This is a genomic window from Granulicatella sp. HMSC31F03 (genome assembly GCF_001807725.1).
GTDB classification, from domain to species: Bacteria; Bacillota; Bacilli; order Lactobacillales; family Aerococcaceae; genus Granulicatella; species Granulicatella adiacens.
The window spans coordinates 126,684-149,833 of the sequence record NZ_KV790849.1 but is presented as its reverse complement, the minus strand read 5'-3'; the positions used below and the strand labels follow the sequence as shown (position 1 = coordinate 149,833).

Below are 23,150 nucleotides of genomic sequence, written 5' to 3'. Positions count from 1 at the left end.
GTCCTCCGATCAGCTTATTGGTGTTCTTTGATGGATGCTTCTGATTTATATTCACGCCCCATTAGGCATTGGATTTCTTTACGAACATCGTGTCCGTTATATAACACATTGTAAACAGCAGTTGTGATTGGCATTTCAATATTTTTCTCTTTTGCTAATGCATAAACTGCTTTACAAGTTTCTACCCCTTCAACAACCATTCCCATATTTTCTAAAATCGTTGGAAGTGGAACGCCTTTCCCAATTTGATCCCCACATCTCCAGTTACGAGAATGAATACTTGTACAAGTAACAATTAAGTCTCCTACCCCACTCAGTCCAATAAAAGTCAGCGGATCTGCTCCAAAAGCAACTCCAAGACGACTGATCTCTGTTAATCCTCTTGTCATCAAGGCCGCTTTTGCATTATCCCCATAGCCTAGACCATGAAGAGCCCCTGCTCCAACAGCAATCACGTTTTTAAGTGCAGCTCCCATTTCAACTCCGACGCAATCAGTATTCGTATATACACGGAAAAATGAATTGCTAAACAGTTTTTGCACATATTTGGCAGACTCTATATTTTCACACGCAGCAGTAATCGTCGTAATATCGCGTCTTGAAACTTCTTCTGCATGACTTGGCCCGGATAATACTACGATATCCTCGTAGCGATTACGGTCCAATTCTTCTGCTAAAATTTCTGAGATACGTTTATACGTTTCCTGCTCCAACCCTTTACTTGCATGAATAATCATCGGTTTATTCTTGAGCAATTCATTTAATTGTTTAGCCACTATGCGAATCGCTTTTGTTGGAAGTACAAATAAAATCGCATCCACATCTTTTACCGCTTCTGCTAAATCTAAGTAACCTCTAATCGAAGGATCTAAGAAAACCCCAGGTAAGAAATGTTCATTCGTATGGCGCTCATTAATTTCTTTAATTTGAGCTTCATTATTTCCCCAAAGTCGAGCTTCATGTTGGTTTTCTGCTAGCACCATCGCTAATGCAGTTCCCCAAGAACCAGCTCCTAAAATGGCGATTTTTTTCATATCAAAACCCCTTTACACTTTTCCGAATAATATTGGAGATTGTGGATTATCGATAGAGACATAATCCGGAACCGCTGGCACTCGACGTCTTCTTACAATAATCAGACCAATTCCTAGTAGGAATAATACGATTGAAACCAGTTGAGAAATTCTGATGACGTTAAACATCCAGAGGCTATCTGTACGCATTCCTTCGATGAAGAAACGACCAAATGAATACCAAATTAAATAGCCAGCCGCTATTTCTCCTACTTTTACCCCTTTACGTCTACGAAGATAGAATAAAATAAGAACTCCGACAAACGACCAAAGTGATTCATATAAGAACGTTGGTTGGTAATAAGCTCCATTGATATGCATTTGTTCAATAATGAAGTTTGGTAAATGCAATCCTTCTAAGAAAGCACGGGTTGTAACCTCGCCATGAGCCTCTTGATTCGTAAAGTTCCCCCAGCGACCAATTGACTGAGCCAGCAATACAACAGGGGCCAAAATATCAAGAAGTAACGCAAAAGAAACTTTCTCTTTTTTAGCAAACCAATACACCGTTGCAGCCCCTGCAATGACTCCCCCGTAAATGGCAATACCACCATGCCAAATTTGAATAATTTCGGCTGGATTTGCTAAATAATATTGCCATTCAAAAAGAATGTAATACAATCTTGCTCCAACAAATCCAAGAGGCACTGCCCAGAATACCAAATCAATGATAAAATCTTTTCGATATCCTTTTCTGGTAGCTTCCCTATCTGCTAAAGTCGTTGCTAAATAGATTCCAAAGGCAATAATAATGCCATACCATCGTACTTGTAATCCTCCAATTTCAAAAGCAATTGGATTAATGGTCAAAGCCATTTCTAATAAATTCATTTACTGTTTACTCCTAAACTTCTTTATTTTCTTCAATCAATTTAGATAATCGATTGGTAAAGTTTTCTGTAGCATCAAAGCCCATTTTTTTAGCGCGGAAGTTCATACAGGCTACTTCAAGAATAATCGATACATTTCGACCTGTCTTCACCGGAATACGAATTTTAGGAATTTCAACTCCTAAAATTTCGACATTTTCCATATTTCCACCTAATCGATCATATCTCTTTTCAGGAGTCCAATTTTCAAGATGAACCACTAAGTCTACTTGCTTAGAATCTAAAATAGCTCCTGCTCCAAATAGCGTCATCACGTCAACAATCCCGACACCACGAATTTCAATCAAGTTATTTAAAATCTCTGGCGCTTCCCCGATTAAGGTTAATTCATCGTAGTGATACAGTTCTACACGGTCATCCGCAACAAGGCGGTGTCCCTTTTGAACTAATTCTAAGGCCGTTTCTGATTTACCCACTCCACTTTCCCCAGTGATGAGTAATCCAATTCCAAATACATCGAGCAATACCCCATGCATTGAGAAACGTTCAGCTAATCTTCCTTCTAAGAAATTTGTCACACTACTAGAAACCTGCGTTGTTTTAGAAGAAGCTTGCAAGATAGGAATCTGTGCTTTTTCTGCTGCTTCAACAAGCTCTTTTGGCGGTTCTAATTTACGAGAGATAATAAAACATGGCGTATCTGGAGTACATAGGAGCTCCATTACTTCATATCTCGCTTGCGAATCCATCTCATGCGCAAAAGACGTTTCAGTTCGTCCTAATAATTGAATTCTCTCCGATGGATAAAAATTAAAATAGCCGGCTAATTCTAATCCCGGTCTTGAAATTTCACTTGTAACAATTGGTCTATCTAAATACTCTTCCCCATAAATTGGTTTTAAGTGAATATTTTTGATTAACTCTTTCACCGTAACAGGTTTCATAACATCCCTCTTTTCTTCATTCCTTTCTACTATACCATATTTTAGCGCTTTCTTGTACGGTTTTAGATTTAATTAAACAATTCCCACTTCTATTTTCAATTCAATAACCAATAATCTAAAATCAAACTTTTTGCTATTTCCATGCATTTCTATATAATAAATTTCAGTTTCATAAAGGAGGAAACATAAAATGGTCTTTTATTCATATGATTTTCTAAAAAGTAAAGTACAACAAATCGACTATATTCAACTTGGATTAATTCTATTTGTCATTGCAGTTTTAGCAATTGCTCTCTATCGATATTTTAAAAACAAACAAGATACTAAATTTCGTGAATTAGCTTTAATTGCAGTCATCGGTATTCTGATACTGGCTGGTTCTAAGATTTCTGACTTACAATCTTCTAAAAATTCAGAAAACCAATACTCCGGAGCTCTTCGTTTTGTCGAAACGATCGCTTCAGACTTACACGTCAATAAAGAAGACATTTATATTAATACGGAAGCCGCAAAAGATGGTGCCATTGTAAAAGTTGGGGATCAATTCTATCGCGTATTAACAGGGGATAGCCCTGATCATTACCTACTTGAAAAAATGGAAGTACATAATCCAAAAGTGACGATTAAGGAGGCTGAATAATTTGAACTTTTCATATATCGACGTCGCAATCAAACTTGCCCTTGGACTTTTATCTTTAATCGTTGTTATTAACTATACAGGAAAAGGAAATCTGGCTCCTACATCTGCCAGTGACCAAGTTCAAAACTATGTACTCGGGGGAATTATCGGGGGTGTGATTTACAATCCATCCATTACAATCCTACAATACTGCATCATTCTATTAATATGGTTTGCTTTAGTATTATCACTTCGTTGGATGAAAACAAACAACAGTAAAGTGAAAAAAATGATTGACGGGGAACCATTACAATTAATTAAACGAGGAAAAATGGATGTTGAAAATGTCCGCCTAGCCGGTCTAACAGCACAAGAAGTAGCCTTTAAATTACGTGCACAAGGCGTCTACTCCATTCGTGATGTAAAAAGTGCCATTTTAGAGCAAAATGGACAATTAATTCTTACGAAAACTGGAGAAGAAAATCCAAAATATCCTCTCATTACAGATGGCGTTATTCAACATAACATTTTAGAAGTTATTGATAAAACTGAAGAATGGGTGACTGAACAACTTGCTGCCCAAGATATTCAAGATCCTTCTGAAGTATTCCTTGCAGAATACAATAATGGTCAATTGATGGTTGTAAAATATTAAATGAAATCAACAAAAAAAGCGCCTTTAAGGCGCTTTTTTGTTGCATTAATCTGTTAGATTTTCAACAAAACGTTGGAAAATCGTTAATAGAATGCTGACGACTAAGGTAATCAGCGGACTTGAAAATGAGAATCCCGGTCCGACAAACCATGATGTAATACTTAACATCATCGCATTTAACACAAAGCTAAAGCATCCAAACGTTACAATCGTTACTGGTAATGTTAAAAGGAATAAAATCGGTTTAACAAATAAGTTTAGTACCGCAAGAACGATACTTGCAATAAGCGCTGCTACCCAGTTTGTAACGATAAATTGTGGAACAAACCATGCAATCACCAAAAATCCTAATGTATTAATGGCAATTTTTTTAGTAAATGACACTAAAAATCACTCCAATCATCATTATCCTCATCTTCTACTTTTCGAGCAGTTTTACGAGGACGATTATTTCTAGAAGTATAGTAGTAAGTATCTTGTCGATTACGACGACGGTACTCAGAACCCCCTTCTGGAATTATGATAGCAAGTAATATATAGAGGAAGATTGGAAAACCTGTCCAGCAAAAAATCAAGAATAGTACACGGACAATTGTTGGATCTACTTCAAAGTATTCCGCAATTCCTCCCATTACCCCACAAAAAATTCGGTTATTTCTGGATCTTCTCAACTTTTTCATTTTATTTATCCCTCTTTCTTACTATCTGTCTTTGATTGTAGCTGATTTACATGAATATTACCAGTTGTTGTTTCTGCAACTACTTGTGGCATAAATTCCTTTTGCTTACAAATCACTGCTGTTCTTTCTGTTAAATCTTTTCTTTGTTTAATGACTTCAAAGATTGTTTCATCAAAGTGGAGACTGCCTAGAGATGTTTCTAAATTCGCTTCTAATCCTAATTCTTCGGCTAAACTAATTTTTATATTTCCGTTTGCTGTTTCAACATCCACTTTTTTTGTTTGTGGACTAGTAATTTCTACTTTAATATTACCATTTACCGTTTCAAATTTTGCTCCACGGAAATCTCCTTCTAAGCTAATATTTCCGTTCACCGTTTCAGAAACGATATCTTTAAAATCTAATTGTTCATATTTTAGGTTCCCATTAACAATTTCAGACTCTAATAAAACCCCTGTGACATCTTTTAGGAAAATATTTCCGTTATTACTTTCTAAGTAATAATCTTTCCCTTTTAATTCTTTTAGATGAAGCGTTGTGTTTAAGCCTTTCATCGAAACATAATCATATTCTTTTTCTGGTAAAGAGATGGTCCAATCGCAGTAAACTTGTTTACTCAAGCTCTTAATAAAGATGGTATCTTCATCTACCTCAACCTTTACACGGTCTCTAATATACGATTCCGCATCGAAATATTCTTCATCTTGTGAAGCTACTCGGCATTCCCCTTCAATTGTCATTTCATTTCCTGGAACTGACTTCACACGGATAATTCCGTTTGCGACTTTAAAATCAAGGATACTTGCTTCATCAATGACTTGGTGGAAATGATAAGGAACTTTCTTACCATTTTTCGCTTGTGTATAAGGTTTGTTGACTTCTACAGAGTTTATAACAGATTGAACAGTAGCTGCAATCGAATCTGTAAATTTAGCAGCCCATGAAGTAATGCTTCCTGCTGTTCTTCTTGTTTTTTCTTCCCAGTCTGTTTCTTGTACTTTCTTCTTCGCTTTTTGAATGGTTTCTTCCCATTCTTCTTTTTTCTTTGCCTTCATTTTTTCATCAGCTTTTTTCTTTTCTTGAAGTAAGCTCTTATATTGATTACTTAATTGCTCCGCTTCTTCTTCTAATCGAACGAGTTCCATTTCTTCATCTACCGTTAACGATTCTAATTGGCTAGCGGTTCTGATTTCGTCGATTCGACGATCAATTTCTTTTGTTCGTTTTAAAATTGTTTGAATGGCTTCGTCTGTTTGATCACTTTCTGCTGAAAACTTAGTGAAAGCACTCGCCACACCTTCCATAATAGAATCCAATTGACTTGTTGTAGGTTGTTCTTTCTCTTCTACTGCCTTGTCTCCCATTTTTTCTAAAAGGACTACCGCTTCTTCTGCTGAAATAATACCTTTATCTACTAGTTCTAAAATTCTATCTTTTTGGTTCATTATTTTCTTCCCCCTTAAAATTTAGGCGTTTCTTGATTACATCCTTAGTGTAAAGGAAGTTAAAAATAAAAACATAGGTCCTAAGGTTGATTTTTATCCCAAACTTCTCTAAACCTAAAGTTGTATTCTAATTAAGTCTTCACTCTTTCTTTATCTTGCGCTACTGCTGTTTTGTTGATACACTTTGAATACAGTTTATAGTAGGAGTTGGAAGGAATTTGAGAAAGAAAACCATTACATTAAAATCGCATGAACGACTTGATCGACTCGAGAAAGAAAATATCGATATTATCCAAAGTCGCGAAGTGTTCTCTTTTTCTTTGGATGCAGTCCTTCTAGCCGATTTTGCAACTATCGCAGAGCGTAGAAAGGCAACCATCGTCGACCTCTGCTCAGGTAATGGAGCAGTAGCATTTCTACTTAGTCATAAAACCACTAATCCTATTACCGCTGTTGAGATTCAAGAACAACTCTATGATATGGCAATGCGCACCACTCAACTAAATGGTTTAGAAGACCGCATTACTTTTATTCATCAGGACATTCGAAATTTAAAAGGCATTATTCCCAAAGATTCAGTCGATTTCATCACCTGTAATCCGCCTTATTTCAAGGTAAAGGAAACCAATCTGACAAATCTCAAGGAGGCCTATACGATTGCTCGTCATGAAGTGCACCTGCCACTAGAAGATTTACTTTCAACCATTTCTGGGCTCTTGAAGATGAAAGGAAAAGCCTATCTTGTCCATAGACCTGACCGATTGAGCGATATCTTAACAGAAGCAAGGCAGCACAGACTGGAAGCTAAACGTGTCCAATTTGTATATCCGAAAGAAGGAAAAGACAGCAATATTGTCCTTATTGAATTAATGAAGGACGGCCTTCCTGGTGGACTCAAAGTGTTACCACCGATTACTGTTTTCAATGAGCAACAAGAATATACTGAAAAAATCAGAAGTATCCTCTGGGGGGACAAAGCATGAGTCAATTCTATATGTATGTTCTACTCTGCAAGGATCAAACCTTTTACACCGGTTATACCGTTGATTTAGAAAAAAGAATCGCAACGCATAATGCTGGTAAAGGTGCCAAATATACAAGGATGAGAACCCCCGTCACACTGCTCTATGCTAAAGAATTCGCCACGAAACAAGAAGCGATGAAGGCAGAAGCAGCGTTCAAGAAGTTCTCTCGCCCCAAAAAAGAAATGTTTCTACAAACGATTGGCGCAAGTGTCACTTGTCCAGTGATTATCTATTTAGAAGGAGACAAGCAAGATGAGACAAAAGAGTTATCGGACTGAAGGAATTGGCAAACTTTTCCTTGTCCCTACTCCCATTGGAAACTTAGAAGATATGACATTCCGCGCTGTGAATACTCTACGAGATGTGGATTTAATTCTAGCCGAAGATACACGTCATACACAAAAATTACTCAACCACTTTGGAATTGAAACTCCGCAAAAGAGTTTTCATGAACATAATACGCAGGAACGCATCCCTCAAGTGATTGAGTGGCTCCAAGAAGGAAAAAAGATTGCACAAGTGAGCGATGCAGGAACCCCTTCAATCAGCGACCCTGGATTTGAACTGGTTCAAGCCTGTGTCGAAGCCTCTATTCCTGTCATTCCCCTTCCAGGAGCAAATGCTGGGATTACGGCTTTGATTGCCAGTGGACTCGTTCCACAGCCTTTTTACTTCTATGGATTCTTACCTCGAAAGAAAAAAGAAAAAATCGAAGCATTAGAACAGTTACGCACTCATAGCGAGACCGTCATCTTATACGAATCACCGTTTAGACTAAAAGATACGTTTTTGGCCATTCAAACCGTTTACGGGGAAAGTCAATCCGTGGTTCTCTGTCGAGAGTTAACCAAAAGTTATGAAGAGTTCATTAGAGGTACTGCTTCTGAACTTGTTCATTTACTCCAGGAAGAAGAACTGAAAGGCGAATGTTGTATTTTGATTGGTCATAAAAATCCTCAAGAAGTGACAACAGCACTATCTGGAGGTACTGAAGAGAACACACCAGACACTTCTCTTTCGATTACTCAACAAGTGGAATGGTTTATAGAGCACCAACAGTTATCACAAAAAGAAGCCATCAAAGCGGTCGCAAAACATCTTGGCCTCAAAAAACAAGACGTGTATAAGGAAGTTCATTCTCAGTAGAATGCTTCGACAAAAATACCGCCCAAGCACACACATCCTGCTTGGGCGGTATTTTATATTACGATAAATTTAAATACATTGAAAGCCGTCATGATAAGAAGAACCATCATTAGTCCTAAATAAAGTCTTTCAACCGTTTCATGGGTTAATCTGGCTTGAATTTTCGTTCCAATCCAACCACCTAGCACAGCAAATATCGCAATTGCTAGAATGATGAAGGAGACAGACTGATAGTTTTCGAATTCATAAATCACTGTTGTCATCTTCATCATTTGTGCAAAGAAAATCATCACAATTGAATAGGCCGCAGCTTCTTTTGCTTTCATGGAGAAGAAGTATACCATTAAAGCAATATTGAGTGGTCCCCCTCCGATTCCTAAATAGACAGAAATGATTCCAACGCATAGACCAATAGTGATAATGGCTATTAGATTCGAAACCGTTAATGTTTGAATCTTCTCTTTGTTCAGAGTGAATAAAATAATCCCTCCTAATAACACAAACAAAATGATGGATTGAGTGATGCTGACAAATTGATTCCCCATCATTTCAACAGCTTGGAGAAAGACAATATCTCCTATTTTCCCACCGATAATGGAGCCGAATGCCAGTCCAAATACAATGTGTTTATCCACTTGAAAACCTAATTTACTTCTCTTGTAAATAGAGACTAAGCACATTGTAAAGACTGCCACCGTAGAATACACGCTAATCATACTCGTCGTGTCCATTCCCACAACATCAAAGGCAGGTTTGATGATAATTCCACCACCTAATCCGGTAATGGCTCCAATCATTGTGGCACATAAAACAATGATGCTATAAATAATGAGTTGCATTTATTGCCCTCCGAGCGGTCGAATACATCTAAATCCTAAATGACTCGCTGTAGAATTCCAAGGAGAACCATTTCTTGCTGCAACACGGTATCGATTGCAATAAGAACAATGACATAAGAACGAGCCACCTCGAATGGCATACTCTACCTCAAGATTTAGAGGAGCTTCGGCATTTGCCTCAATATCTTCAAAAGGAATTCCGCGATGATTTATGCACCACTCCCATACATTCCCAATCATTTGATATAAGCCGTATCCATTAGGTTCAAAACTCTTTACAGGAGCCGTTCCTAAAAAGCCATCTAATTCACTATTTTGATTTGGAAACTCTCCTTGCCAAGTATTCGCATGGTATTTTCCATCTTGTTCAAGTTCTTCTCCCCATGGATACTGAGTGGACGTTCCACCACGCGCCGCATATTCCCACTGTGTTTCGGTTGGAAGCCCAGCTCCAGCCCACTCACAATAAGCCAACGCATCTTTAAGAGATACATGAACAACTGGATGATCTAATATTTCCTCAATCGATGACTCTGGTCCAAAAGGATGCTTCCAACAAGCCCCAGGAACCAACAGCCACCATGAAGAACCCGATACATGAGAATAGTTTTCTCTTTTCTCTGGAGAGACAAGCAAATGAAATACGTAGGAATCCCCGATGAGTTCTGCTGTTGTTTGATAGCCTGTCTCATCGACAAATCGTTTGAACTCTTCATTCGTTACCGTCGTATCAGCCATTTCAAATGCTTGAACTTCTTTTGTCACGCAAGGAGATTCGTGATCTTCAACAAATCCTCTATTTTCAGTATCTCCCATTTGGAAAGTGCCTGCTTTTAAAGGAATATAGTTCATGCTACTCTCCTCCTTTTAATGTAGACACAATTTTTTCTAATGGAACTGGGCAAAGTTTGCCTTCTTGAACAAATCCTTCTTCTCGTCCTTCCAAATAACGAGCGAGTTTCACTTTAAATTCGTGAATCAATGAAGTATATTTTTCTTCAGCAATCAGATTCCATTTTTCATTTGGATCTTCCGTCATATGAAATAATTGGAACTCGTTTGTCACAGGGAACCATATAAATTTCCATTCATCGGTTAAAATATATTGGCTTGAATCAACGCCTAGGCTATGTTCACCGTGGAATTCGTTTCGCCATCCTGCAAATTCACCAAATAATAATTGACGTACACTCTTTCCGTCCGTTTGTACGGTATTGCCTGTTGCTAACTCGACAAGTGAAGGGAATACGTCCTGAATCTTGATGAGTTGTTTAACACTCTTCTTAGTCCCAGCGATTAAGTTACCTGGGTCGAAAATGAATGCTGGAATTTTAATGCTTCCTTGGTATGGATATCCTTTTCTAAATAAATAGTGTTCCCCTAACTGATCCCCGTGGTCACTCACAAACCAAAAAATCGTATTTTCTAATAAATCAAACTCTTCCACTGCCGTTAGGAAGCGACTTAATTGATTATCGATATGGGTGATTAACGCATAATACGCAGCAATCATTCGCTTTTGAGCATCTTTAGGAATTTTGCCACGTTTCGCATAGAGACTTGGAATTTTTTCTTCCAATTTTTCCCAGTTTCCGATATGTAAATCTAGATTTTCATCTAGCTTTTGCATATATAAATCAAAGAAGTATTGAGGAGGATTTAACGGCGCATGAGGTTTCTCAAACGACATCTTCAAGAAAAACGGAACGCTTGGGTCACGTCTCTTCAAGAAGCGAATACTCTCGCTAACAATCCAATTCGTTGGATGATATTTTTCTGGCCAATCAAATGGACGAACATCCCAAGAATTACAGTTTGCTCCATCATCAATGATATCCGCATCGCTTCCAAGTTCTTTTTTAATCCAGTCTAAATAATCACTCGAATGTTCAAATGTTTCTCCATACGCTTTATTGTACTTACGGTCGACATGTAAATACCCATCATGTAAGAGAACATGATCAAATCCTAATCGTTTACGACTTGGATACACATGCATTTTCCCGATACATTCCGTTTGATACCCCAAATCTTTGAAGGTTTGAGGAAGGGTGTTCGTATAGTTCCAAGGAACTTCATCCTCATAGCCTACACGACCATTCGAAGCTTGATCCATCCCTGTTAAAAGGGCTGCTCTTGCCGGTACGCAACTTGGTACGGGAGAATACGCATTTTCAAAGTTATAGCCCATACTAGCCATCATATCTAATGTTGGTGTAACCACTAAATCATCTTCGCGGTTTATCGACAATGCATCGGAACGCATTTGGTCCACGACAATTAAGATGACATTTGGTTTTTTATCTTGTCTTACCATCTTTTTATCCTCCATCTATAAAACAAAGTCACTCTTATTATAACAAAAGAGCCTATCCTTCGATAGGCTCTCTTGATGATTTTATTGGTATTTTCTATGACTATCTTGCTTTCTTCCAAGATTTAATGTTCACCAAATAAGATTTCGGTGCAAAACATGCAATTCTCGTCATTTTCTCTACGTTTTCCATAATATAAATTACAAATATGGAACCCTTGATTATAAATATTCTCTAAATTAATCACAGATTGACTACGTTCTTTTTTCTCAACGACTTGATTCGAGATGTGCGTGCTTGAATTCATCGCATCCAAGCGATCTTTCAAGTGGTGATTTTCCATAATCAAATTATGATTTTCTTCTATGACCTTTTGTAATTCCAAAGAAATCTGCTCTAGCTCATGCAGTTGTAATAATGTTTGTTTCGTTAATTTCTCGATTCGATCATATAACTGTCTATTTGGCATTCACGCACCTCCTCTTTCTTCATTTTGGGATTTGTAAAACCCATTGTTCTAATACGGCCTGAACTCCTACATTGGATTGTATTTTGGAGAGAGCCTTTGTCATTTTTTCATGTTCTTGAATCCATTGCTTCACACTCAGTTTTCCAGCAATGGTTTTTACGGTTGCAATCTTATCACTTTGAATTAGTTGTCCTTCTAACCCTTGCGCACAAAGAAGTGCATCTCGTATATAGAGCTGCAATAACGTTAAAAATTGCTCACTTTCTACTTTAGAAACTAACAACGGAAGAACTTGCGATTGAATCGTAATAAAAGTCATCGCTCGATTCGTAAAGATACGAACAAACCAATTCCAACTTTCTTGACGGATTTGTCCAAAGCTTTCACTTTCAAGTAATAATAGGGCTTGATCGGCACTATTGGTTAACTGTGATACTAACTGAGCAGTTGCATTAGAGGCACCTTTTTCCTTTAAAAGCCCATTCACTGTGTCCTCTTGATTGGATTGAAACCTGATAATTTGGCAACGAGATTGAATAGTAATAAGCACTTTGCTTAATTGCTCCGTCAATAAAATAAAGTGAATGTTTCCTGTCGGTTCTTCTAAAAATTTTAGTAAGCTATTGGCAGCACCTGGAGTCAATGTATCTACCGCATGAATCACACAAATAATTGCACTCGATTCCATTGCTGTTTTGGTTAATTGCGCCTTTAAGGAACGGATTTGATCTACTTTGATCGTAGTCCCTTCTGGCTCCACAACGATATAATCGGGAAAGTTTCCATGCTCAATTCGCAGACAATGTTCGCAAACCTGACAAGCACCTTCTCCAACGTTTCGATTCGTACAGTTTAGTATTTTAGCAATTTCTTTCGCCATTTCCGATTTTCCAATCCCTTTTGCTCCTTCGAACAAATAGGCATGGCTGAATTGCCCATTATCAATGGTACGAATAAATGCTTCTTGCTTCTTTTTCATCTTAGAAACGTAAGAATGAGTCTACTGGTAAAACAAATACCGTAGCCCCACCTACTCGAACAGAAACTGGTGTAGCAATTGCGCTATCTAACATGCTATCAATATGAACAGGAGGAATCGTCATTTGTTCACGTGATTGACAGTTTTCTTTAATGATATCTAATGCTTCATCCACTCTTTCTTCTTCGATACCGATTAGGAAAGTCGTATTTCCTGCACGTAGGAATCCCCCAGTTGTTGATAGACGAGTGGCACGAATATTAGCTTGTGCGAACTCATCTCCTAATAAATGTGCATCTTTATCTTGTACAATAGCAATTAATAATTTCATTTTTCATTCTCCTATCTTGTAAAATAATTTGGGTAACGTTCTACTAACACTTTGAAACACTCATTAACCACTTCTTCAATCGTTTGAGTCGCATCAATGGAAACCATTCTTTCAGGGTATTTCTCTAGTAACGCTAAATACCCTTCTCGAACCATCGTATGGAAACTCAAACCTTCTTGGTCTAATCGATCAAACTGACGATTGCCTCTTGCTTTATGAATTCGCTCTAAACCAACTTCGGCAGGCACATCTAAATACAGTGTCGTACTCGGCGAAAGTCCATCTGTGGCAAATCGATTCAGTTCAGCTACTTCCTCTACTCCAATGCCACGAGCAACCCCTTGATACACTAATGAGCTATCTACAAATCGGTCACAAAATACAATGTTCCCTTTTTCCAAATTCGGTAAAATACGATCTTTTAAGTGCTGACGGCGTCCTGCTGCATATAAAATGGCTTCTGTTCTTTCGTCCATTTCGGTATTATTCACATCCAGAATCACTTTCCGAATATCTTCCGCAATACGACTTCCACCAGGCTCTCTTGTTGAAACGATATCCACTAAGGCATGTTTTTGTAACAAAGGAATCAGTTGATTGATGACTGTTGTTTTCCCAGCACCATCCGGCCCTTCCATTGTAATAAACAATCCTTCCATAGTTATCCTCCATCCCTTTCAATATCTTCTTTTTATTATACGCTATTTTCCTCTTATAATAAACCAAATTCCCATCAGATTTACCAGATTTCCATCCACTTTCTTCGCAAGATACAATATTTAAAGACACTGTGATTACGAAGAGGATTTGTCGGGTTCTTATAGTAGCAGTAAAAGAAAAAAGGATTAAAGTGAATAAATAGGAGTTGGGGATTTATCCCTTACTCCCATTTTGAACTTTGAAGGTGAGAGACCTTGGCTCGAACCGGTCCCTTTTATCCTCCTCCACCATCTCCCTTTCTTGGCAGGACACAATATTTAAAAGCACTGTGATTACAAAGAGGATTTGTTGGGTTCTTATAGTAGCAGTAATGGGAATTAGGATCAAAGGTGAATAAATGGGAGTTGGGGATTTATCCCTTACTCCCATTTTGAACTTTGAAGGTGAGAGACCTTGGCTCGAACCGGTCCCTCATTACAGCTACTATAAAACGAACCCACAAATCCTTGAAGTAATCACAAACCTCAGGTTTGTATTATTTTATTTTTAAATATTGTGTTTATGCACAAAAGAACAGGGGCTTGTTTGTAAACAAGCCCCTGTTCCTAGTTAAGTTTTATTACCGTTTCATCGATTTTGAGTACGGACGATTGTAATCCCATAGCAAGAGAAGTAATCCAGCAAGACCAACTAACATTGTAGCCACGCCTTCTTTTCCAACCATCTGATGCCCCAAAATAACTACATAAAAGAATACCAACATCAATACGAAGCGGATCCAATTTTTTACTTTAGGATTCATGATATCTTCTCCCATCTAATTTCACTTGGCTCAAGTTCCACTGTTCTAGATACTCCTTCACCATCATAAACAAGTGTCGATTGTGCTTCATTCGTATTATTCACAATCGCATACACTCCTTTTTCAGGATAAGCATGTACTTCGACTAATGGATTATTTGCATACCATTTTGTTAATTCACTTTCTTTATTCGCTGCGTAGAATAACGCACGCATTAATAATCTTGTATTTTCTGGTGTGTATGGAAGTCCTGCGATGTACACCCCACGACCTTTTCCGTATGGATTCGCTGCAAGATGGATTTCCCCGAATTCTTTTCCTTCGGCATTAGCTGGAAGAACGATTCCTTCTTCAACGCCACCTGCGCTCACTTTCGGATTGCTAAACTCAAGTACTTCTGTTGCACTCGTTAAGCCATACACGTTTTTAATATTTTCCCCAAAGTCAATCTTATGAACATCTTCAATATCTTCGATAATAAAGTGTTCTTTCAATTCTTTAGTAAAATATTTATCTGTTGAAAGGCTATATCCCATTTCTCTTTCAACGCCCAAAATATCTCCAAGTTGGAAGAATCTTCCTTGGTGATGAACGGCTGTTGGTTCCCCAACTCCGATAAATCCTCCACCATTATACACGAATTCACGAATCCGTGTAATGAGTGTCTCATTCTTCCAAACCTCTCCACCGCTAAATGAAGTTCCGACATCTCCCGCGTTGATGATGACATCGACACCTTCTGGAACTCCATCATGAATGATATCGTCAAAGCTGATGAAGCTTACGTCCACACTAGCTCCACTTAATGCTTCCATAATTCCAAGGTAAGAATAGATTTGTTTATATGGAAGTTCATGGGCAACCATATGTGATTGCCATGTTCTTAAACGACCCCATGCGTTTAAGATAGCTACTTTCAAACCAGTATATGGTTTTGTATGTTTAACGATATCGTATATTTCTCTAAATTCATCTGTTACATGTTCAATGTAGTCGACAAATTTAGGGAATTTGTATGCAAGACTTAAATAACCACCGTATCCGATACGGTCTACAGGGTTACGCATGATCGCACGTCTTGCGGATAACCAGTTTTTATTGGCTTCAATCGTAGGATCATTGCCTTCACGGAATACATCTGGGAAGAAGTATGGTAAGAATCTTCCTTCTGTATATTTTACGTGTGGAATATCTGAAATCATACGAAGAGTTGCTCCGCCGCCGACAGAACCAACCACTGCATCTAATCCGATTTGTTCGAAGTATGGTCCATATGGTTCAGTTCCAATCCAGTTATCTCCTAAGAACATCATCGCTTCTTTACCAGCATCGTGTACTTCGTCGACTAGTTTTTTGGCTTCTCTGGCAACAAATGCTTGAATGAAGTCGATATAGTCTAAGTACGCTTTACTTGGTGTACGGAATGTTGAGTTGTAATACCCTTCATCCACAATATCTTCGGCTCTTAAGCGATAGCCTTTTTCCTTGGCAAAAGCTTCTAGCGCTGCGACTGAAACGCTAGCACCATACCCAAACCAGTCCACAAATTTTTCTTTTCCTAAGTTGTTGAAAATCAATGTGAAATGATAGAAGAACGTTGTGAAACGAACCACATCTGTATCCGGATTCTCTTTTAACCATTGTTTTAAATAATCATGCATAAATTGATTTGAATGCGGTCCACGTACATCAAAAGGAATATCATGAGGAACATCTCCCCAGTTATTCGTAATATGATTGTACATTTGTGTTGGATCCCAAATCGCATACACTAGAAACGACACTGTATATTCATGGAAAGGTTTTGTCCCTTCGATGGTAACCGTATTATTTTCTTGGTTAATCGACCAACGTTCTACCGGCACAACTTCTCCTGTTGTACGGTCAATGACTTCCCAATATTTTTTTGGATCATGCACATAATCCGGTTGAACTTGATCTTCAAAGTACCCTTCCATAAATGGAATCGTTAATGTTTCTTCAGTTGCTAACCAAAACTTAGACATCACGAAAATTTGTTGACACTCTTCCATATAATCTTTAATAAAATCATTGTGATTTCGTGCTACAAAATACGTTGTATAAATTTTTGCGTCTAATTGTTTAGTGGCTTCATCAAGTTTTGTTCCATCACTATCACGAATGGCATCGGCACCCCAACGCTCGAGTAATTCTTTTGTTTGCTCTAAAAAATTAGATTCACTTGGTAGGGTTAAACGCCCTTTTGTTTTACCCATATACTCTCCTCCTGCGATGACGACTACTCTTTCGAGCCTCCCAATGTCATCCCTTGTGTTAATTTATTTTGAACTAAAATATATAAAATCAATGTTGGTAACATTACGATTACCATCCCTGCGTACATTTGACCATATTCTGCCGCACCACGTTGTGCTTGAAGTAAGTTCTTAAGTCCTACAGGAAGTGTTTGATTTTTACCTGGCATCAACGTCAAAGCAATAATGTATTCATTCCAGAAAGAAAGGAAATTAAACAAAATTACTGTGATAATACTTGGTCGTGCCATTGGTGTCATTACACGAAGCATTGTTGTGAAATATCCTGCACCGTCAATCGATGCTGCTTCTTCAAAGGTTGTCGGTAATGTTTTGAAGAAATTCGATAATAAGTAAATCGTGAATGGCAATGATGTCGCAGCATAGACTACAGCTAAGACAAAAATATTATTTAGGAAGAAGCCGTTAATTCCAAGGCCTTTTAGTCCCTTATCCCAGTCGAGTAACATTAAGAAGATTGGCACCACAATGTAGTTTACATTGATGAATAATCCACCTTTTAGCAATGAATTCACGAATCGACTTCCTGGGAATTTATAACGAGCTAATACATAAGAAGATGGAATCGCCACTACTACTAAAATAACCAATGCTAAAGCCGTAACAATAACGGAGTTGAGCAAGTAATCTCCCATTTTCGCCTTATTCCAAGCATCTAAAAAGTTTTGCCAGTAGAAACCTTCTGGCAAGGTCCATGGCGAACCATAAAATTCTCTATTTTCTTTAATAGAAGCTAAGAAGACCCATCCGACAGGTACAATAATACTAATCGCTAATGTAATTAGCGCAACATAGATGAAAGCCTTATAAAGCTTTTCAAATGAACGTGTTTGTCCTTTCATGATCTCCCCTCCTAGTATTCAAGAATATCGCGTTTCGTAATATGACTTACGATACCGGATAATCCAAATGAGAATATAAAGACAACTACCCCGATGGCCATACCGTATCCGTATGAAGAGTTTGTATAAGCTTGTTTGAACATGTAGCTTAAGAACACTTCCGTAGATCCGTCTGGTCCACCGTCTGTCAAGATTTGTACAAGTAAGAAACTTAAGTTAATCGTACTAATAATGAAGAATGTTAATGTTGTACGAATACTGTTCCAAATTAATGGCAATGTAACGTTAAAGAATTTTCCAATTTTTCCTGCCCCATCAAGGTCTGCAGCTTCATATAAGCTAGCTGGAATATTCGCCATCCCTGCCATGTACATTACCATGTAATATCCAATCGCTTGCCAAATGAGTGCGAAAGCTAATGAATAAATGACAATACTTTGATCTCCAAGCCATAATCGATTCCATGCTTCTGGTAAAATCGCATTTAATAGACCTGCTTTTGGATCGTATACTGCTGATAAAATCCCTGCAATAACTACGATTGATAAAATATTAGGAATATAGAAAATGATTCTAAACAAATTATTCCCACGAATCTTTTCTGTTGAAAGAATCGCTGCAAAAACAACTGCTAATACAACTGTAAAGATCGTTACAACTACAATGAGTAAGATTGTATTTTGCATTGTTCTAAAGAAGTTTTCATCCATCCATAAAATTTTAAAATTATCTAAACCAACAAATTCCTTATTATTTGAAAATCCGCCCCATCTAAAAAGTGACATACGGAATACTTCAATTGTTGGATAAATCATGAACGTAAAAAATAAAATTAGTGCAGGTAATAAACACACGAGAATAAATAAATTTCTCTCTCTTTTTCTACGATTTTTCATCGTTCTGCCCTCTTTCCAACCATTTTTAGATAAAATGAGAGTGGGTGGAAGGAATTTTCACCCTTGAAAATTGCTTCGCATCCCACTCCTATTTAATTCTTTCTATCGAATTATTGAACTGCTGCTTTTAACTTTTGGCTAACTTCTTCAACAGATTTTTGCCATTCAGCAATTGTTTTTTGACCAGATGCTACAGAGTCAATTTGTCCATATAATGTATCCTTCATGCTTACACCTTCAACTGGTTTAGTAGCTACGAAGTTACCATTAATAACACCATCTACTTCATCTACAACTTTATATAATGCTTTCAATTCTTCTGGTAATTTTGCTGTTACGCCTTGAATTGGTTGTGCTGCATTGTATTTAGCAAAGATTTCAGCTGCTTTATCTGAGTACAAGAATGATAAGAATTCTTTAGCTGCTGCTTGATTCTTAGATTCTTTTGGAACCCAAATGTGTTCGAAGAATGAGTAAACGTAACGTTTGCCACCTTTTTCGATTGCTGGAGCAGCAGTCATAGCCCATTTGAAGCCATCAGCTCTAGGAGCTTTTGCCATTTCACCAACTACCCAAGTACCGTTAGGCATGAATAATGCTTTGTTGTCTAAGATTAATTGTTGGTTCTTAGTGAAGCTTTGTTTATTTGCATTTGCAACTGTTGAAGGTTCAACATTTGATAATAATGTTCCCATTGCTTCAAAAGCTTTAGTTGCTTCTGGAGAAGTGAATACACCAGTTTCATATTTCATTGCTTTGTTGAATAAATCAACACCACCAGCGTTTGCTAATAATGCTGGGAAGAAGCTATCTAAGTATCCTGTAGTTGGATAAGTGAATAGTGAAATGTTTTCTTTCTTAGCTTTTTCAGCTAATTCTTTCATACCAGCAACATCTTTTGGAACTTCCCAACCTTTAGATTTGAATAATCCTTCGTTGTAGAATAATCCTGTTGGAGCGTAGAACATTGGTGCTAAGTAGTGTTTTCCATCTCCATAAGGGTCAGTTACTGTAGATCCTAATACATTGTTTAATAATTTTTCAGAAACTTTTTTATCTTCGCCATATACTTTCATGTCGAATAAGTCTGTTAAATCAGCTAATGCTTTATCTTTAATTAAAGTTTCTGGTAATGCTTGTTTACGTCCTAATGCAAGCATTACGATATCTGGATAATCTCCTGCTTTCATTTGAGGCGTGATTTTATCTTCAATTTCTTTATCTTGAGTCAATTCCACCTTTACGTTTGGATTTGCTTCTTCATAAGCTTTGATGATTGCTGGCCACATTTCTGAACCATAACCACTTTCTAAAGCTGCTAATTTAAGAGTTGTTTTCTCTTTACTTTCTGCTTTAGTTGTTGAATCCGCCTTACTAGTGTTATTGCTGTTATTTCCGCAAGCTGCTAAAGTTACACTTGCTAATAACGCTGCACTTGATAGTAATACTTTCTTTTTCATGTTGTCTCCCCCTAGTTTCTATTACTTTTTAAGACACCTTCAGTTTACTATGGAAAAACCGCTTTCACAATAACTATTTTGCTTTCGACTTGTACTATTTTGCTGTCTTAGAAAACGATACCATCAAAATTTTCATTTTTCTTTTTGTTTATAAAAAATTAAATCCTATTTACAAGAGTACTCCTCCTGCAAATAGGATATGCTTTCTTATTTAATGGGAAGCAATTTTTTCAAAATCACCATTGTCTGGTCCATAATCACTCCACTAATTACTAGTGAAACAACTGGTCCAATCGTTGGCCATTGTCCCATAATAGCTGCGATAATCACACAACTAGCATCAATTAAGAATTTGTTTCGCGGTATAGACGTTTTGAATTTTTCGTGTAAGGCAAGGGTTGCAGCGATATAAGGTCCAACCCCAAGTTCTGCTAAGGCATAGACGGCACATCCTATGGCAATTAACGCAATCCCTACAACCATCGCAATTATTTTTATGGTGATATCCATTTCGGCAAGTGCTCTAAAATCGAACAGGTCAATAAAGAAACTTTGCAAGAACATCCCTACCACCGTACCAAATCCAATATATCTCCAGTTAATACTGAGCGTAATCGCCAGGAATACCAGAGAAACAATGATGTTACTCATTGCCATACTAACCCCAAAGGTGCGATTTAATCCTTCCCACACAAGAACGACAACGTCAGCTCCTAATGTACTCGAACCAGCCATCTTTGCACCTAGCCCGATTAAAAAACAGGAAATGACTAATAAAACTAATCGTAGTCCTAATTTATCTATTTTCAATCTCATTCTCCTTATTTGGACCAGTTTTCTGGACTCCACATCCGCCCGTCTAACTCTCCATGTGCTTGTTCAATTCGTTTTGCTTGTTCTAAAAGAAGAGTTTTTGCAGCCACAAGCAAAGCGCGTTCTTTATACTCTTTTTCTTCCGCAATCCATGCATCAAGTAACCCAATCTTCTCAATAATCTCCATATTGGCTCTCCTCCCAATCACTCAGATGCATTTCGAGTTCCAGTCTTTCATCCTGATTCTCTTTGATCCACTCTGCGATTTGTTCCCACTCGGCACCTTTCATTGATTGTGCGCGTTCGATAAACCAATCTTCTATATTTTTTAATGTTCCGTGATGTTCTTTCGTCACATATTGTAAATATTCCACGAGTAACGTTTGTTTAGCAACTTCAGTCTTATAATCAAATTGATGGACTTCAAAAATCGGTAAATACTTCCAACCCATTGCATTTGCTAACGCTTGGAATGGACGCATAAGTTCCGAAATCGTAAATTGCTCTTTCCCTCCTGCACGGAAGGCTTCTTCTTTCACCCCAAGTGTTACAACGATTCCGAGTTCTTTAATTTGCTTAGCAAAAGGCGCACTCTTACTCATCACCGTATCGATCCATTCCTTCATGACAGCAGGTGCTTGGTACCAATACATCGGGAATTGAAGAATGAGTCTTTTGGCTCCACTTTCTAACAGTGCTTTTTCTTCAGTCGCTCTTGTAAAATGAGGTTTTCTCTCACTCCATACTTCATCCATGTAGCGAATCGTTACAGCTTCTTCGCCTTTTAACGTTGCTAGGAAAAATTGTTGGCTCGATGAGGTTTGAATCGTTGGATGGCTAATGACCACCATTGTTTTCATATTACGCGTTTCCTTTCTGTGAAAGAACTTCTAAAAGTGCATTCGTATTGTCCACAAAATATTGAATCGCAAACGGTAATGCTGCATCATCCACCAAGAACGCTGGGTGATGCCATTCGCGAGGGCAACCTGTTCCAATAAAGACAAAACATCCTGGAACATGTTCCATATAATTGGCAAAATCTTCTGCTCCTAAAGTTACTTGTGGGGTTACCACTGTTGCAAATTTCTCAGTTGTACGTCTCACTACTTTTGTAATTTCTACGTCATTATGCACGACTGGCGGCGTTAAAATCCATTCAATACTTCCTTTTTGTCCATATACATCCGCTGTTTGAACAATCATCTTCTCGAATTGCTCCGTCATTTGTCGCTCAACTTCTTTATTAAAGGTGCGAATCGTTCCTTCAAAAAATACTTTCTCCGGAATCACATTCCAAGTATTCCCCGCTTCGATATGCGATACGCTTAGTACCACTGGTTCAAGTGGAGAAGTATGACGAGCGACAATCGCTTGGGCGTTAGCAATTACTTGGCAGGCCGTAACGATAGGGTCGTTCCCGTTATGCGGTGCTGCGGCGTGCGTCCCTACCCCTGTAATTTCGGCTTTGAATTGACCAACTGCAGCCATGAGTGGACCTTCCTTCACACCAATCGTTCCAACTGGAAGTTCTGGTTTGTTATGGAATCCAATAATCGCGTCCACTCCATCGAGCACACCTTCAGAAATCAATGCGCGTGCTCCACGGTTACTCTCTTCTGCCGGTTGGAAAATAAAACGAACTTTTCCTTTTAAGCTCGCTTCTTGCTCTTTCAATACTTGAACGGCTCCCAGCAAGCTTGCGGTATGGAAATCATGTCCACACGCATGCATCGCTCCTTCATTTTTCGAAGCATAGTCTAATCCTGTTTGTTCTACAATCGGTAAAGCGTCGATGTCGGCACGTAAGGCTAATGTTGGTCCCTCACCGTTTCCGAGTTCTGCAACCACTCCTGTTTTAGACTTTAAATCCCAGCATGTAAGTCCCATTGCTTCTAGGGCTTCGCGGATATAGCGAGTCGTTTCGACTTCCGTTCCGGATACTTCTGGATACATATGTAAATGGCGGCGGTGCGTTGTTGCACGTTCAATAACTTCTTTCGTAATCATACGTTCTCTCCTCAATCAG

General features: G+C 38.1%; 27 protein-coding genes. 5 read left to right on the top strand and 22 right to left on the bottom strand.

Annotated elements, in window-relative coordinates; all coding sequences use genetic code 11:
• Nucleotides 1-14: 14 nt before the first annotated feature.
• The 3 genes from HMPREF3106_RS03330 to hprK are packed head-to-tail and all read right to left on the bottom strand — an operon-like array spanning nt 15 to nt 2,847.
• Nucleotides 15-1,034: an NAD(P)H-dependent glycerol-3-phosphate dehydrogenase gene (locus HMPREF3106_RS03330; protein WP_070444403.1), complete on the bottom strand. Its 1,020-nt coding sequence runs from the start codon at nt 1,032-1,034 to the stop codon at nt 15-17.
• 12 nt (nt 1,035-1,046) lie between these two features.
• The gene (lgt, locus tag HMPREF3106_RS03325; RefSeq protein ID WP_210384821.1) at nt 1,047-1,904 is read right to left on the bottom strand and encodes a prolipoprotein diacylglyceryl transferase; all 858 of its coding nucleotides are present in this window, start codon (nt 1,902-1,904) and stop codon (nt 1,047-1,049) included.
• A gap of 13 nt (nt 1,905-1,917) precedes the next feature.
• On the bottom strand, nt 1,918-2,847 hold the full coding sequence (gene hprK / locus HMPREF3106_RS03320) for an HPr(Ser) kinase/phosphatase (protein ID WP_070444401.1): 930 nt from the start codon (nt 2,845-2,847) through the stop codon (nt 1,918-1,920).
• A gap of 190 nt (nt 2,848-3,037) precedes the next feature.
• Between hprK and HMPREF3106_RS03315 the strand changes: the two genes are divergently transcribed.
• Nucleotides 3,038-3,487, top strand: a complete 450-nt coding sequence (locus HMPREF3106_RS03315) for a DUF3290 domain-containing protein (RefSeq protein ID WP_070444399.1) — start codon at nt 3,038-3,040, stop codon at nt 3,485-3,487.
• Between the two features lies 1 nt (nt 3,488).
• The gene (locus HMPREF3106_RS03310) at nt 3,489-4,121 is read left to right on the top strand and encodes a DUF421 domain-containing protein (protein ID WP_070444397.1); all 633 of its coding nucleotides are present in this window, start codon (nt 3,489-3,491) and stop codon (nt 4,119-4,121) included.
• A gap of 45 nt (nt 4,122-4,166) precedes the next feature.
• Here the strand turns inward: HMPREF3106_RS03310 and HMPREF3106_RS03305 are convergent, their stop codons facing one another.
• From HMPREF3106_RS03305 to HMPREF3106_RS03295, 3 genes are read right to left on the bottom strand one after another with little or no spacing between them, the layout of a single operon-like run.
• The gene (locus HMPREF3106_RS03305) at nt 4,167-4,505 is read right to left on the bottom strand and encodes a phage holin family protein (protein ID WP_049554515.1); all 339 of its coding nucleotides are present in this window, start codon (nt 4,503-4,505) and stop codon (nt 4,167-4,169) included.
• Nucleotides 4,505-4,801, bottom strand: coding sequence for a PspC domain-containing protein (locus HMPREF3106_RS03300; RefSeq protein ID WP_039849196.1), 297 nt, complete (start codon nt 4,799-4,801; stop codon nt 4,505-4,507). Before HMPREF3106_RS03300 ends, HMPREF3106_RS03305 begins: the two co-directional genes overlap by 1 nt.
• A 5-nt stretch (nt 4,802-4,806) precedes the next feature.
• On the bottom strand, nt 4,807-6,246 hold the full coding sequence (locus HMPREF3106_RS03295) for a DUF4097 family beta strand repeat-containing protein (protein WP_070444395.1): 1,440 nt from the start codon (nt 6,244-6,246) through the stop codon (nt 4,807-4,809).
• Nucleotides 6,247-6,464: 218 nt separating this feature from the next.
• Here HMPREF3106_RS03295 and HMPREF3106_RS03290 point away from each other — a divergent pair, with 218 nt between their 5' ends.
• The 3 genes from HMPREF3106_RS03290 to rsmI are packed head-to-tail and all read left to right on the top strand — an operon-like array spanning nt 6,465 to nt 8,417.
• Nucleotides 6,465-7,229: a tRNA1(Val) (adenine(37)-N6)-methyltransferase gene (locus HMPREF3106_RS03290; protein WP_049554513.1), complete on the top strand. Its 765-nt coding sequence runs from the start codon at nt 6,465-6,467 to the stop codon at nt 7,227-7,229.
• Complete coding sequence (locus tag HMPREF3106_RS03285; RefSeq protein ID WP_049554512.1) at nt 7,226-7,549, top strand: GIY-YIG nuclease family protein; 324 nt, start codon at nt 7,226-7,228, stop codon at nt 7,547-7,549. Before HMPREF3106_RS03290 ends, HMPREF3106_RS03285 begins: the two co-directional genes overlap by 4 nt.
• The gene (gene rsmI / locus HMPREF3106_RS03280; protein ID WP_049554511.1) at nt 7,524-8,417 is read left to right on the top strand and encodes a 16S rRNA (cytidine(1402)-2'-O)-methyltransferase; all 894 of its coding nucleotides are present in this window, start codon (nt 7,524-7,526) and stop codon (nt 8,415-8,417) included. The genes HMPREF3106_RS03285 and rsmI overlap by 26 nt, the downstream gene beginning before the upstream one ends.
• Nucleotides 8,418-8,470: 53 nt before the next feature.
• Here rsmI and HMPREF3106_RS03275 read toward each other — a convergent pair whose 3' ends face one another.
• From HMPREF3106_RS03275 to HMPREF3106_RS03200, 16 genes are all read right to left on the bottom strand, one after another.
• A complete protein-coding gene (locus HMPREF3106_RS03275) occupies nt 8,471-9,256 on the bottom strand; it encodes a sulfite exporter TauE/SafE family protein (RefSeq protein WP_005607189.1) in 786 nt (261 codons plus the stop codon).
• Complete coding sequence (locus tag HMPREF3106_RS03270; RefSeq protein WP_049554510.1) at nt 9,257-10,108, bottom strand: formylglycine-generating enzyme family protein; 852 nt, start codon at nt 10,106-10,108, stop codon at nt 9,257-9,259.
• A gap of 1 nt (nt 10,109) precedes the next feature.
• Entirely contained in the window at nt 10,110-11,573 is a 1,464-nt protein-coding gene (locus HMPREF3106_RS03265) for a manganese-dependent arylsulfatase (protein ID WP_039849197.1), read from the bottom strand.
• A gap of 122 nt (nt 11,574-11,695) precedes the next feature.
• Nucleotides 11,696-12,040, bottom strand: coding sequence for a DNA replication initiation control protein YabA (locus HMPREF3106_RS03260; RefSeq protein WP_005607192.1), 345 nt, complete (start codon nt 12,038-12,040; stop codon nt 11,696-11,698).
• Between the two features lie 19 nt (nt 12,041-12,059).
• Nucleotides 12,060-13,019, bottom strand: coding sequence for a DNA polymerase III subunit delta' (gene holB, locus HMPREF3106_RS03255; RefSeq protein ID WP_070444393.1), 960 nt, complete (start codon nt 13,017-13,019; stop codon nt 12,060-12,062).
• Nucleotide 13,020: 1 nt separating this feature from the next.
• Entirely contained in the window at nt 13,021-13,350 is a 330-nt protein-coding gene (locus tag HMPREF3106_RS03250; RefSeq protein ID WP_005607194.1) for a cyclic-di-AMP receptor, read from the bottom strand.
• 11 nt (nt 13,351-13,361) lie between these two features.
• Complete coding sequence (gene tmk, locus HMPREF3106_RS03245; protein WP_049554508.1) at nt 13,362-14,009, bottom strand: dTMP kinase; 648 nt, start codon at nt 14,007-14,009, stop codon at nt 13,362-13,364.
• Nucleotides 14,010-14,629: 620 nt separating this feature from the next.
• On the bottom strand, nt 14,630-14,812 hold the full coding sequence (locus HMPREF3106_RS03240; RefSeq protein ID WP_065427280.1) for a DUF6903 family protein: 183 nt from the start codon (nt 14,810-14,812) through the stop codon (nt 14,630-14,632).
• Entirely contained in the window at nt 14,809-17,049 is a 2,241-nt protein-coding gene (gene gnpA, locus HMPREF3106_RS03235; RefSeq protein WP_070444391.1) for a 1,3-beta-galactosyl-N-acetylhexosamine phosphorylase, read from the bottom strand. The genes HMPREF3106_RS03240 and gnpA overlap by 4 nt, the downstream gene beginning before the upstream one ends.
• Nucleotides 17,050-17,072: 23 nt before the next feature.
• A complete protein-coding gene (locus HMPREF3106_RS03230) occupies nt 17,073-17,951 on the bottom strand; it encodes a carbohydrate ABC transporter permease (protein ID WP_005607199.1) in 879 nt (292 codons plus the stop codon).
• Nucleotides 17,952-17,962: 11 nt separating this feature from the next.
• On the bottom strand, nt 17,963-18,847 hold the full coding sequence (locus HMPREF3106_RS03225) for a carbohydrate ABC transporter permease (RefSeq protein WP_005607200.1): 885 nt from the start codon (nt 18,845-18,847) through the stop codon (nt 17,963-17,965).
• A 110-nt stretch (nt 18,848-18,957) separates the two neighbouring features.
• On the bottom strand, nt 18,958-20,307 hold the full coding sequence (locus HMPREF3106_RS03220; protein ID WP_005607201.1) for a carbohydrate ABC transporter substrate-binding protein: 1,350 nt from the start codon (nt 20,305-20,307) through the stop codon (nt 18,958-18,960).
• A 207-nt stretch (nt 20,308-20,514) separates the two neighbouring features.
• The gene (locus HMPREF3106_RS03215; RefSeq protein WP_070444389.1) at nt 20,515-21,117 is read right to left on the bottom strand and encodes a YczE/YyaS/YitT family protein; all 603 of its coding nucleotides are present in this window, start codon (nt 21,115-21,117) and stop codon (nt 20,515-20,517) included.
• An 11-nt stretch (nt 21,118-21,128) separates the two neighbouring features.
• Nucleotides 21,129-21,308 carry a hypothetical protein gene (locus HMPREF3106_RS03210; protein WP_070444387.1) on the bottom strand — a complete coding sequence of 60 codons (180 nt, stop codon included), beginning with the start codon at nt 21,306-21,308 and terminating at the stop codon, nt 21,129-21,131.
• Nucleotides 21,295-21,981: an NAD(P)H-dependent oxidoreductase gene (locus HMPREF3106_RS03205; RefSeq protein ID WP_070444385.1), complete on the bottom strand. Its 687-nt coding sequence runs from the start codon at nt 21,979-21,981 to the stop codon at nt 21,295-21,297. The genes HMPREF3106_RS03210 and HMPREF3106_RS03205 overlap by 14 nt, the downstream gene beginning before the upstream one ends.
• A 1-nt stretch (nt 21,982) precedes the next feature.
• Complete coding sequence (locus tag HMPREF3106_RS03200; protein ID WP_070444383.1) at nt 21,983-23,131, bottom strand: amidohydrolase; 1,149 nt, start codon at nt 23,129-23,131, stop codon at nt 21,983-21,985.
• Nucleotides 23,132-23,150: the final 19 nt, after the last annotated feature.